Here is a 12,849-nt window from a genome sequence, read left to right on the forward strand (position 1 = left end):
GATTGTTCTTTATTTTTTCTTACTCGACTGCTTGTAAAAATTCAATGCAAGCTCAGCAATCTGATCCCTTAATGAATCAAATCGTTCGTTTTTAGCTATCGATGAATAAAATCTTATTTGACCATTTTTATTTACTGTCATTAATTTTTTGCCATTGTCTAGCAATTCAAATGGTTTTTCCTTGTGTTTTTCTTCTTCGCCATGAATAATTTTTAGCAACGCACTTTGCCAGCTTTTAAACGATTTTGTTTTACCAATCTGTGGCGCAACTTGACTAAGTGCTCTCTGGTATATCTCCCCTTTGCGCCAATATTTGTGAATGATATCAGCTGCTTTTCGTGAGATATGATGAACATTTGCCGTATTCGACCAAAATGACAGAGGCACTTGAGAAAAGCATAGAAGCTGGTTAAGCTCTTCCTTAGAAACCGAGACTTGTTTACATAATTCCTCTTCTGAGATTTTATTCGACTCTAATAAGTTATGACAAACTAACCCCAGAGAAAAATCGGATACATGTTGCTTTTCATTTTCTGAAATGAGGCAGGCGATTGCTTCTTCAAAATTATAGTTACGAACAACCGCTTGCACAGGTCTATCCAGCTTTTTGCAAGCTAAAAAACGTCGAAACCCAGCAATGACCACGTATTGCACATGCTTATTCGTTCTTGCTTGAAAGGTATCATTGACGCGGGTGATGACAATTGGTTGCGCTTGACCTTTTTCCGCGATGCTTTTCGCGAGGGAAGACACTGCAGCAAAATCAACTTCAACATCATCGCGGTATTCCCAAGCATCAAGCATGTGAGTATCAATTTCAATCAATGAATCACGATCGCCTAATTCCTGTTCGGCCTTATATAATTTTTCCTTAAGTACTGCTGATAAACAAAATTCATTCATAATTAGATCCTCTCACGATAGTCTGCTTGGTGATCATTCTGAGCAGGTGATGTTGATTGTTTTTCATTACTTGCCTTTTGCAGATCTTTGTCAGGACCAGACGATGTACTGTTATCTTGACCGTTTGATTGACCTTTATTTGCTTTTGAAGCGTCTTTTTTACCAATCTCGAAGCCAAACATTTTTACTAATTCTCTTGCTAACTCTTTGAATTCATCATGACTTTCAGAGTTAGGGGCATAATCACCCACCCATTTACCTTGGAAAGCCGACTCAGCGAGTGCTGTTTTAAGTGTGATAAACGCTTCAAACGCATAACCAGTTTTTTTCAATTCTCGGATGAGTTTTTCAGAAATATTTTGACGCTTTTGTACTCTAACTCCGACAATTTTGAATGGTTTTTGAGCCATTTGTGGCACTGAAATCGCATCCGATAAGTTATGTTGATCGAGAAAACTAGGCGAGCAAGGCAACATGACTAAATCGGATAACATAATGGCTTTAAACGCAGCCGGCATGTAATTAGGTGGTGTGTCCAATAACACAAAATCATATTTACTTTTCAGTCGTTCAATGGGTTCAAGTGGTTTTTCATCATATAATGGAACGACGAAATCAATGTAAGGTCCGTTTCGAGCCCAAGTAACTGCGTCCGGTTTGTCTTTATCCATATCAGCAACCACAACGCGATAACCTAACTCTTTAAGCGCTCCGGCTAAATTAACAGTTGTCGTAGTCTTAGCGCTACCCCCCTTTGCCTGGCTGACAGCTATGACAAATCCCATGTCCACTCCTTAATATTTCAAGCTTATTGAATAAGTCGATTTGTTTCTCTTATTCTTTAACAATAGCACAAATATTAAAACTCATGGTTTAAGAGTGAACTTTTTGCTTATAAACATTAGTGTTTGGGGATAAATCGGCAACAAGCCTACAAGGAGCTAGCTTCCAATGTCAAATAAATAGGCTGGAACGATTCAAAGGCCTTTAACAACCGCATCGATTGCTTTCAATGATTTTAAAAGATCGGGCATTTGCTTTAATGGCCAGCTGTTTGGGCCATCCGATAATGCTTTATCAGGGTCAGGGTGGGTTTCCATAAATAGTCCGGATATCCCAACTGCCATAGCAGCCCTAGCTAAGGGGGGGACAAACTCACGCTGCCCACCGGAAGCGCCATCTTTACCCCCGGGTAGCTGCACCGAATGCGTTGCATCATAGACAACGGGACAGCCCGTTTCACGCATGATTTGTAATGATCGCATATCAGACACTAAGTTATTGTAACCAAAGCTCACGCCACGTTCACAAACGAGAATCTGTTGGTTTCCGGTCGCTTTAGCCTTAGCCACAACGTGTTTCATTTCCCAAGGAGATAAAAATTGCCCCTTTTTGATATTAACAGCAATACCTTGAGAGCACACATTTTGAATAAAGTTAGTTTGGCGGCATAAAAACGCAGGCGTTTGCATGACGTCCACAACCTTAGCAACTTCATGAACCGGCGTATCATCATGGACATCAGTTAAAACCGGAACACCAACTTGAGTCTTAACTTTTTCCAAAATTTGCAAACCTCTTTCTATTCCTGGGCCCCTAAAGCTAGTGCCCGAAGAACGGTTGGCCTTATCGAATGAGGATTTATAGATAAATGATATTTTCTGTTGTAAACAAATCTCTTTCAGATAGCCTGCTGTTTCGATAGCTAATTCTTCACTCTCAATAACACATGGACCTGCGATCAGAAAAAAAGGGGTTTCAAGCCCCACATCAAAGCCACATAATTTCATGATGATTCCTTTTTAGAAGCATAGTCGCGAGCTGCGTTAACGAAACTCGAAAACAGCGGGTGTCCATCTCGTGGTGTTGATGTAAACTCAGGGTGAAATTGACAACCAATAAACCAAGGATGATCGGCTAATTCAATCATCTCAACTAAATTTTTATCGGCAGAGTGCCCTGCTACGATCAACCCCTTTTCCAGGAGAGCATCTAAGTATTTATTGTTCACTTCATAACGATGCCTATGACGCTCAATGATTTGATCCTTTCCATATATTTTTCTAGCTAAGGAAGTCTCATGCAATTGACACATTTGTGCGCCTAATCGCATTGTACCGCCTAAATCGGAATTCTCATCTCGGAATCTTTTTTGGCCATCTTCATCCATCCACTCCGTAATCAAACCAATGACAGGGTAAGGCGTGGTCTTATCAAACTCTGTTGAATTAGCCGAAGCCAAATGAACTTTATTGCGAGCAAATTCAATCACGGCAGTTTGCATCCCCAAACATATTCCTAAAAAGGGAATTTTACGCTCCCGGGCATACTGTACTGCTTTGATTTTACCTTCGATACCACGCTCGCCAAAGCCACCAGGAATTAAAATTGCGTCCACGGCTTCTAATATTTCGGTGCCATGCTTTTCAATCCATTCCGCATCAATATAACTAATATGAACTTTATTACCGGTGTGAATACCTGCATGAATAAGCGATTCATTAATGGATTTATATGCATCACTAAAGTCCGTATATTTGCCTACCATACCAATTTTTACTTCGCCTTTTGTCTGCTTTTGCGCTTGGACTACACGTTCCCATTCACTTAGATTCGCTGGCGCTAGGGTCAAAGCTAATTTTTTCACAACAATTTCATCTAACCCTTGCTCATGCAATATCAGTGGAATTTCATAAATGCTTTTTGCATCTTTTAATGAGAAGACAGCTTCACGTTCCACATTGGTAAACAAGGCAATTTTTTGTCTTGTCTCAATGCTTAATTCTTTTTCTGAACGACATATTAATATATCGGGCTGAATACCAATTGAACGCAGCTCTTTTACTGAATGTTGCGTTGGTTTCGTCTTGGTTTCACCAGATGAAGGAATATAAGGAACCAAGGTCAAATGAATAAATAACGTACGTTGCGAGCCTAACTCGATCCGCATTTGCCGAATCGCTTCAAGAAAGGGTAACGACTCAATATCCCCCACCGTACCACCGATTTCGATCATTGCGATATCATAGCTATCTGCCCCAGCTTTTATGCAACGCTTGATCTCGTTGGTTATATGAGGAATAACTTGGACCGTTCCCCCTAAGTAATCACCGCGTCGTTCCTTCCGGATGACATTCTCATAAATTTTACCGGACGTGTAGTTATTACGACGCGTCATTGGCGTTCGAACAAAACGCTCATAGTGCCCTAAATCAAGATCCGTTTCGGCGCCATCTTGGGTAACATAAACTTCCCCATGTTGAAAGGGGCTCATTGTACCCGGGTCGACATTGATGTAAGGATCGAGCTTGATTAAAGTCACCGATAATCCGCGAGCCTCCAAAACAGCAGCTAATGAAGCCGCGGCTATTCCTTTACCCAAAGAGGAAACCACCCCACCGGTGACGAATATGTAGTTAGTCATAATGTTCCCGTACTAAAGAAACTTGAAATAACAAAGGGTGTACAGGACTTACACCCCCCTTATTCCAGCGAAAAAAATTTTTTGATTCAGTGAGTTAGTTGAACTAAACGCCCTCATCAAAATTTCTTTTTGCCTTGACCTTAGGGTTTTAAATAAGACCTGGTGTATTTTGTTGAAAAACAAAATAGCAAAAAGCATTTTTGGAGTCACGGCTATAGTAACAGAATATATGAACGATTCCTAGCTTGAGATACTGACATTCAACTTGTAGCAACAATAGCATCCTCAGACGAAGCACCTCGTATTTGTATCAGAAATGGAATATACATCAATGCGATAAAAAACGACAAGGAAAACAAGGTGACCCAACCAAAGTTGATTTCTATCATCGCCCCAAAGGGACCACAGATAACCCGTGGAATCGTTGAAAATGCAACAAATAATGAAAATTGAGTTGCCGTAAAGCGTTTATCGACAATGCGCATAAATAGCGCTACCAATGCGGTCGAACCTAAACCATTGGCAAAATTATCAGTGACAACACATAATGCTAATAAACTGACATTGTGGCCAACCCATGCTAAAACGATATAGGAAATATTTGTCGCCGCTTGAACTAACCCAAACACCATTAATGCTCGGTATAAATCCCATCGCATTAATAATACACCGGCCACAAGGCCCCCCAATACAGTAGCAATGATACCCAAGCCTTTGCTCACATAGCCGATGGTCGACAGGGAAAAATCCAATGTTTGCAACAAAAACGGTTGCATAATCGGACTCGTGATTGACGTAAATGCCTCCGCAAACTTATAAAAAAAGATAAACCCTAACAAATAGAAAATTTTATCGCGTTGCCTTAACTCGTTGATTGCGTGCATGAACGCTTGAGTAAGCCCTTCAGTGACAGGATAACCTCTCGGCTCGCGACTAAGCACACTTGCACTTAAGCCGACCAGCATAAACAAAGCGATTATCTGATATGTCACTCGCCAACCAAATTTATCGGCAATTATCAACGCCAAGGAGCTGGATAATAACATGGCCAAACGATATGCGGTGGAAGCGATGGAAGCACCCAAGCCATGAAGCGATCGAATTAAATATTCAGCACGATGTGCATCAATCACCGCATCTTGCGACGCAGCCAAGATGGCTAACAAAAAGGCGAAAAGGCCAACCAATACCGGGTGTATTATCGGATCAGCAAACGATAGAAGAAATAGTCCTACCATCAAGCTAACCTGGATAGCGCATAACCATCCTCGACGCCTGCCTAGGCCAAATAAATTAAATTTGTCAAACAAAGGTCCCCAAAAGAAGCGAAACGTATAAGGGAGATTGACCAAACCTAATAGACCGATGACAAGAATGGATGCTTTTTCAGAGCTATACCATGCCTGTAATGTCGAACCAAGTAGTGCAAAAGGTAAACCCGAGGAAAAGCCTAAAGCGAAGACTATGATCAGTTTTTTAATCGTCGATGTTTTCATATAAGAAAAGAGGGCCAAACGACCCTCTTTGGATGATTAGGATGACTGTTTTTTATCTTTTTCAATCGATATCAAGTGAATCTTGAAGATCAATGTCTCATTTGGTCCAATCATGCCGCCAACACTACGCTCACCATAGGCCAACTTAGCAGGAACATATACTTCCCAAGTTGAACCAGAAGGCATTAATTGCAGTGCCTCAACCCAACCAGGAATAACCTGAGATACTTTAAACTCCGCTGGCTTACCAAGTTTTTCTGAACTATCGAATACTTTACCATCGATTAATCGACCCGTATATTCAACTTTTACAATATCATCTTTGCTTGGTTTTGCACCACTGCCTTTGGTTAAGATTTTATATTGCAATCCGGAAGGCAACTCAACAACCCCTTGATCTTGCTTATTTTTTTCAAGAAAGGCTTCACCTTTTGCTTTATTTTCTAGCGCTTGTTGTTTGTATTCTTGTGTGCGCTTAGCTATCAATGACTTTTGAAACGCCGTCATGACTTGTTTCATTTGCTCATCATTTAATTGCAAATTACCACCTGATAAACCATCCTTTAAACCAGCAGCAAGGGCTTCGGGATTGATTTTGATGTTTTGTTGTTTAAATTTTTGCCCCAAGTCAGCGCCTATACTATATGAAACCTTATCCATCTCAGAATTTAGCATTACTTGTTCACTAGCATAAGCAGCTGTCGAAAGTGCAACACTTATGACAGAAGCTGTAACAAGTTTGATTCTCATAAAAATCCCCTTAAATATTTTCAACATCCTAAAAAGTCGCCCCTGTATTTTGCCTAAAGCAAATTTAAATTACCAGAGGGATCCCCAATTTTCCAGAAATTTACAGTCTGTTGCTGTTCTTATTATTAGCGATATTGCCATATTTGCGATTATTTTAATCAAAATTAAACGAAATATTTCCACGACCTTAGCTAGGATATAACTATCATCGTCTATTTTAACAGGCCTTAGCCATGATATTTGGCTATTTTTTCAGTATAGACTAAGAATCCTATTTGTGTTTCCTGTATTTTCCTTTTAAAATAGCGATACTGAAAATTAAATGCTCACTAAGTTAAATTGGTTAGTCTAGCCAGCTCCATATCGCACTTTTATAAAACGAGAAAAACCGCCCTAACCAGATTCATCTTGGTGGATCATCAATACTAAAGGCTATTCATGAATATCAGTTTATTTGACATGTTTTCCATCGGCATCGGTCCATCAAGCTCTCATACAGTAGGACCAATGAGTGCGGCCAATGCATTTATTCACTTACTAAAGCAACATAAAGTGTTTGACCATGTTGCACGCCTCAAAATCGAATTATATGGTTCCTTAGCATTAACAGGCAAAGGACATGGTACCGATAAGGCCATTATCAATGGTTTATGTGGTTATTTACCCGAAAACATTGAACCAGAAAGCATGCTTCCCAGAATGGAAAAGGTGTTTAAGGAAAGCCAATTAAACCTCAATGGCGAACGCGTTATCCCATTTGATCCTGAACAAGACTTCCCGTTCTTGCAAAAAGAATTACTGCCTAAACATACCAATGGCATGCGCTTCATTGCTTTTGACAGCAATAATCATACACTTCTTAGTCAAGACTATTATTCAATCGGTGGTGGCTTCATCGTAACAGCGGAAGAGTTTGATCAACAAAGTATCGATTTACTTGAACTACCACACCCTTTTGCTACGGCAAAAGAATTGCTAAAACATTGCCTTAAACATAACAAGACCATCGCTGACATCATGATGGACAACGAGTTGAGTTGGCGTAGCGAGAGTGACATTAAAAAAGGAATATTGCGTATCGCAAAAACCATGTTAGATTGCATCGAAGCTGGCTGCCAACATAGTGGGGAGCTACCCGGTGGTTTACATGTTAAACGCCGAGCCCCGTTATTATATCAAAAACTCATTGAGAAAAAGGGAATTAAAACCAATTTCGAACAAGCTGACATTATGAATTACCTCAATCTCTTTGCCATGGCAGTCAATGAGGAAAATGCCGCTGGTGGTCGAATTGTTACAGCTCCCACAAACGGGGCTGCGGGCATCATTCCATCGGTTTATCGGTACCTGCAATATGCGTATGACAAAATAACGGATGAAGATACATTTACCTACTTTCTAACATGCGCCGCAGTTGGTATTCTATATAAAAAAGGCGCATCAATTTCTGGCGCTGAAGTGGGATGCCAAGGGGAAGTAGGCGTTGCCTCCTCCATGGCCGCAGCAGGAATTACTGCCGTATTAGGTGGGACGGTTGCCCAGGTAGAAAATGCGGCTGAAATTGCCATGGAGCATCATTTAGGCATGACCTGCGATCCAATCAATGGATTAGTGCAAATTCCTTGCATTGAACGAAACGCTATGGGGGCTGTTAAGGCCGTCAATGCCTCACGCATGGCATTAATTGGTGATGGTGAACATAAAGTATCGTTAGATAAAGTGATCCAAACTATGCGCCAAACCGGTATGGACATGCAAACAATCTACAAAGAAACATCCTTAGGCGGGCTGGCAGTTAACTTTATTGAATGTTAGGGAATACAGATGAAAGGATTTTGTCATTGGATGATGAGTCTTATAGGCTGGAAAGTAACCGGGGAACTTCCCAACGTCGACAAGTATGTCTTAATTGCCGCACCGCATACGAGTAATTGGGACTTACCCCTTGGACTCCTCGCACGGTGTGTTAAAAAAATGGATATCCGCTTTTTAGCAAAGAAGGAACTATTTTTTTTTCCACTGAGCTCAATTTTACGATCGCTTGGCGGCACACCCGTGGATAGAAGTCAAAAAATGCACATGGTCGATCAAATTGCTGCTATTTTTGACCAACATGAGAAATTTATTCTTGGCTTAGCACCGGAAGGAACCCGAAGTCCTGTCAAACGATGGAAGTTTGGATTTTACCACATCGCCGTCAAAGCCAATGTGCCCATATTTTTGGTTGGCTTTGATTACCAAAAAAAGGAGGTTCAACTGCATGAACTGTTCTATCCCACCGGTGATCTTAAAGCCGATTATGACCATTTTCGCCAATATTATTTGACAGTTCGAGGTTATCGGGCCAAAGAAATCCCTGAGATTATTGAATAAAGTTATTTAGAAGTCCTGTTGATGATAGGCTTGAATTTAGTTAACATTACCCCTCTAGATTAATTTTAATACACAAATAACGAAGGTTAGTGACTTAGCCTCAAATTAAGGATCTGTTTTGTCTGAGCATATTGGTCAGGTTTGTTTAAATATTGCATTAGTTTTATATCTCATCCATTACTTGCCGCAATTATTACACAATCGCCATGTTGAAAATCGCATCCAACTGAATATCCATTTTCATGGGTTGCTAAGCATCGGCTATTTATCCGATTTAATTTTTGCGTTTGGCATGAACATGCCATGGCAGTATTGTATGGTCAGTACGGTCGGTGTTGTTTGCCTCTTTATGCAACATGTTCAATTGAAAAAGCAATATCATCAACGTCGCCTGTTTTCCTATTACCAATTACTCATCGGTTTTTTTGCAGCTATTTTCTTTCTTAGCCTTTATTTGAAACTACCAACACCCTTTTTCTTGGGGATGGGCTATGTCTGCCAGGCTGCAATTTGGACCTATACGTTGCCTCAGATATGGCATAACTTTCGTAATAAGACTGGAAAAGGCTTACATTCCGCCTATTTAGGCATGACGATCGCCTGCTATGGTCTCGATGTGATTGCTTCAACAACGCTTCACTGGCCACTACCCGCTGTGATTGGTGCATTTTACGGGCTAGCTTGCAAAACAATTTTATTATCCCAAGCCATACTCTATAAAAATAAAGCCTTTCCCCAAGTCCTTCAAACTACCCGTTTTTAAGCAAATATCATGATGAATATAGGATGAAAAGAGTAGGTCTGTTAAACTAGGGATTATAACCGGCGTCGCATTGACCATTCCATGTTCTTCGGCATCTTCAAGGTAGGACTGTTCTATCGTACCAAAAACTAAATACAAGGACAGGCGATGTATCAAACCCCTATTATTCCTTTGCAAAAGATATGACAGTCTTGATTTGTTGATGTCCAAGATACAAAGCAACGAGCCTATCGATACCTATCGCAACGCCACTGCATGCTGGCAGACCATAATTTAAAGCAGCTAAGAAATGAGGATCAATGACGGATGGTTCTTTTTGTTGTTGACGACGCGATTGATTATCTTGTTCAAATCGTTTTGTTTGCTCAGTAATATCAGTCAATTCATGAAAACCGTTCGCAAGCTCAAGGCCCCGATAGTAAATTTCAAACCGCTGTGCTTTACCATCCTGAATTTGCGCTAATGCTGCTTGCGATTGAGGGAAATCTATCACCGCTAGCGGTCTATCGTGCTCAGTTAGCGATGGCTCGATAATATCTGCCATTAATAAAAACAAATATTGGTCGCGATCTTGCTCAGTGGCTGGTAATACTGTTTCTAACCCAAATTCTTTGAGGCAGATTTGCAATTCTTCAAGCGTTGCAAGGTGGGGATTAATGCCACAATTTTGTTCAAATAGTGATTGATAGGTGACTAACTTAATTGGAGGCCACCCACAAATTGTCTGAAACAGTTCACTGATCACGGTGATAAGTTGTAGATGGTCAATATCCAGCTGATAAAATTCTAACATCGTGAATTCGGGTTGATGCCACCGCCCTTTTTCCTCGTCGCGAAACACTTTTCCGATTTGGAAAATCGGACCACTGCCAGCAGCAAGTAATCGTTTCATGTAATATTCAGGAGATGTTTGCAGATAGTGTGTTTCGCTATTACAAACTGCTTCAATGTTTTTTAAATAGCAGTCAGTGACACCATATTCTCCCAGACAAGGAGTGTCTACTTCTAAATAACCTTGATTAATGAAGAATTGCCGAATGGATTGGATGAAGCGCGAACGGGAATTTAAATCAGCGATCGTCGCGGTAGGTTTCCAAGAAGTTACGTCTTTCAAAATAAGCCAAGCTCCAATTTCGCTGCTTCTGTCATGCGATCTTGGGTCCAGGGTGGATCCCAAACCAGCTCAACAGTGCACTCATTGACCCCTTCCACACTCAACACCGACTGCTCAACTGTGCCTGGAAACGTTTGTGCAACAGGGCAACCAGGAGTCGTTAACGTCATTTTAATATGGGCATGGGCTTCATCATCAATATCAACATCATAGATTAAACCCAAATCATAGATATTGACTGGGATTTCAGGATCAAACACCGTTTTTAATTGATCAACAATGGCTTCTTTAACCAAGACTTTGTCACTTTTTTTCCCAAAGCCAAACATCGTTTCTACTCCGTCGAGGCTGTTTCTATTGCTTGTTTTAAAGCAGCGTCTAATGTGTGCCATGCTAATGTGGCACATTTAACCCTTGCAGGAAACATGCGAACACCGGATAACACTGTTAATTTATCAAGACCTGTTGTCGATACATCATCATCTTCCGTTAGCATATGATGAAAACGTTGAAACAGATCTTTTGCCTCGTCCACTGTTTTGCCTTTCAACGCTTCTGTCATTAACGAGGCTGAAGCTTGAGAAATAGCGCACCCACAACCAACAAAACTGATGTCTTGAATCGTGTTATCGCAAACTTGTAGATACAAGGACAACTTGTCCCCACACAAAGGGTTAAAGCCTTCAGCATGGTGAGTATGCGACGTCATATCATGATGATTTCTTGGATTGCGGTTATGATCAATGATTATTTCCTGATACAACTCTCTTAAATCAAAACTCATTTAAATACCTCTTTGACATGATGCAATGCTTCAATACACCGGTCAATTTCTGCTTTGGTATTATAGAACGATAGCGACATTCGTGTTGTAGCGGATACTTCAAAAAAGTCCATCAAAGGCATCGCACAATGATGGCCACTTCGAACTGCAATACCTTCAGAATCTAGGATAGTACCAATATCATGAGCATGAATTTTAGGATTCACAAAGGATAGGATCGGCACTTTATGCTTGGCCGTACCAATAATCGAAAACCCATTAAGTGATTGAAATGCTTCCGTTGCATAAGCTAATAATTCTCTTTCGTAGGCAACTACTGAGCGCATATCTAAAGACCAGAGATAATCCAACGCAGCACCCAGGCCAATTGCACCCGCTATATTCGGTGTTCCTGCCTCGAACTTATGGGGGATAGCTGCATACTCCGTGGATTCAAAGGAAACATAATTGATCATTTCCCCACCGCCCTGATAGGGCTTCATACTGTTCAATAAGGACTCTTTGCCCCATAAAACACCTATCCCGGTTGGACCATACATTTTATGACCCGAGAATGCATAAAAATCACAGCCTAGTGCGCGTACATCAATCGGTAAGTGAGCCGTTGCTTGCGCACCATCCAGCATCACAACCACCCCTTTTTCATGGGCAATTTCAATCAACTTATGCACAGGATTAATCGTTCCAAGCGCATTTGAAGCATAATTTAAACTGATGAATTTTGTCCGCTCATTAATAAGATCAGCAAAGTCATCAATCAGCAATTCACCATCATAATTAATCGGCACAACTCGTAACATAGCTCCCGTTTTGCGGCAGAGCATTTGCCAAGGGACAATATTGGAGTGGTGCTCCATGTGGGTGATTAAGATCTCATCGTATTCATTGAGTTTTGGTAACAGATAGCTATTGGCCACAAGGTTGATTGCTTCTGTTGCGCCACGAACATAAATACACTCACTGGCACTATTTGCATTAATAAAGCGCGCAATTTTTCGTCGTGCCATCTCATATTGTTCAGTCGCTCTAACACTCAAAGAGTGGACTCCCCGATGAACATTCGCATTATCATGCTCATAGAAATGACTGACTGCATCAATGACGGATTTTGGTTTCTGGGTTGTGGCAGCATTATCTAAATAGATTAGTGGCTGGCCATTCACTTCTTGATGAAGGCCTGGGAATTGCTTTCTTATCGCTTCAACATCCAATCTTTCGTTGTTATGTGCCTCGATAACCATT

13 protein-coding genes are annotated in these 12,849 nt (G+C 40.9%); 3 read left to right on the plus strand and 10 right to left on the minus strand.

The window, feature by feature from the left end; genetic code table 11:
• Positions 1–9: 9 nt before the first annotated feature.
• The 6 genes from AB3348_RS02405 to AB3348_RS02430 all read right to left on the minus strand — a co-directional run bounded on the left by AB3348_RS02405 (position 10) and on the right by AB3348_RS02430 (position 6,573).
• Positions 10–903: a ParB/RepB/Spo0J family partition protein gene (locus tag AB3348_RS02405; RefSeq protein ID WP_367605958.1), complete on the minus strand. Its 894-nt coding sequence runs from the start codon at positions 901–903 to the stop codon at positions 10–12.
• Between the two features lie 2 nt (positions 904–905).
• Positions 906–1,688 carry a ParA family protein gene (locus AB3348_RS02410; protein WP_367605959.1) on the minus strand — a complete coding sequence of 261 codons (783 nt, stop codon included), beginning with the start codon at positions 1,686–1,688 and terminating at the stop codon, positions 906–908.
• A gap of 192 nt (positions 1,689–1,880) precedes the next feature.
• Positions 1,881–2,693 (minus strand): 3-deoxy-8-phosphooctulonate synthase, encoded by an 813-nt coding sequence (gene kdsA / locus AB3348_RS02415; protein WP_367605960.1) that lies wholly within the window; start codon positions 2,691–2,693, stop codon positions 1,881–1,883.
• Positions 2,690–4,327: a CTP synthase gene (locus tag AB3348_RS02420; protein WP_367605961.1), complete on the minus strand. Its 1,638-nt coding sequence runs from the start codon at positions 4,325–4,327 to the stop codon at positions 2,690–2,692. Before AB3348_RS02420 ends, kdsA begins: the two co-directional genes overlap by 4 nt.
• Before the next feature lie 260 nt (positions 4,328–4,587).
• Complete coding sequence (locus AB3348_RS02425) at positions 4,588–5,823, minus strand: MFS transporter (protein ID WP_367605962.1); 1,236 nt, start codon at positions 5,821–5,823, stop codon at positions 4,588–4,590.
• Positions 5,824–5,859: 36 nt separating this feature from the next.
• Positions 5,860–6,573 carry an FKBP-type peptidyl-prolyl cis-trans isomerase N-terminal domain-containing protein gene (locus AB3348_RS02430; RefSeq protein ID WP_367605963.1) on the minus strand — a complete coding sequence of 238 codons (714 nt, stop codon included), beginning with the start codon at positions 6,571–6,573 and terminating at the stop codon, positions 5,860–5,862.
• Positions 6,574–7,011: 438 nt separating this feature from the next.
• Between AB3348_RS02430 and AB3348_RS02435 the strand changes: the two genes are divergently transcribed.
• The 3 genes from AB3348_RS02435 to AB3348_RS02445 all read left to right on the plus strand — a co-directional run bounded on the left by AB3348_RS02435 (position 7,012) and on the right by AB3348_RS02445 (position 9,709).
• Positions 7,012–8,388, plus strand: coding sequence for an L-serine ammonia-lyase (locus AB3348_RS02435; RefSeq protein WP_367605964.1), 1,377 nt, complete (start codon positions 7,012–7,014; stop codon positions 8,386–8,388).
• Positions 8,389–8,397: 9 nt separating this feature from the next.
• A complete protein-coding gene (locus tag AB3348_RS02440) occupies positions 8,398–8,946 on the plus strand; it encodes a lysophospholipid acyltransferase family protein (protein ID WP_367605965.1) in 549 nt (182 codons plus the stop codon).
• Positions 8,947–9,064: 118 nt separating this feature from the next.
• Entirely contained in the window at positions 9,065–9,709 is a 645-nt protein-coding gene (locus tag AB3348_RS02445; RefSeq protein WP_367605966.1) for a PQ-loop domain-containing transporter, read from the plus strand.
• 163 nt (positions 9,710–9,872) lie between these two features.
• Here AB3348_RS02445 and epmA read toward each other — a convergent pair whose 3' ends face one another.
• From epmA to AB3348_RS02465, 4 genes are read right to left on the minus strand one after another with little or no spacing between them, the layout of a single operon-like run.
• Entirely contained in the window at positions 9,873–10,823 is a 951-nt protein-coding gene (gene epmA / locus AB3348_RS02450; RefSeq protein ID WP_367605967.1) for an EF-P lysine aminoacylase EpmA, read from the minus strand.
• Entirely contained in the window at positions 10,820–11,152 is a 333-nt protein-coding gene (locus tag AB3348_RS02455; protein ID WP_367605968.1) for an SUF system Fe-S cluster assembly protein, read from the minus strand. The genes epmA and AB3348_RS02455 overlap by 4 nt, the downstream gene beginning before the upstream one ends.
• A 5-nt stretch (positions 11,153–11,157) precedes the next feature.
• Entirely contained in the window at positions 11,158–11,607 is a 450-nt protein-coding gene (sufU, locus tag AB3348_RS02460) for a Fe-S cluster assembly sulfur transfer protein SufU (RefSeq protein ID WP_367605969.1), read from the minus strand.
• Positions 11,604–12,848, minus strand: a complete 1,245-nt coding sequence (locus AB3348_RS02465; RefSeq protein WP_367605970.1) for an aminotransferase class V-fold PLP-dependent enzyme — start codon at positions 12,846–12,848, stop codon at positions 11,604–11,606. Before AB3348_RS02465 ends, sufU begins: the two co-directional genes overlap by 4 nt.
• Position 12,849 lies beyond the last annotated feature (1 nt).

This window comes from Legionella sp. W05-934-2 (assembly GCF_964199965.1).
Classification (GTDB): Bacteria; Pseudomonadota; Gammaproteobacteria; order Legionellales; family Legionellaceae; genus JAFIFT01.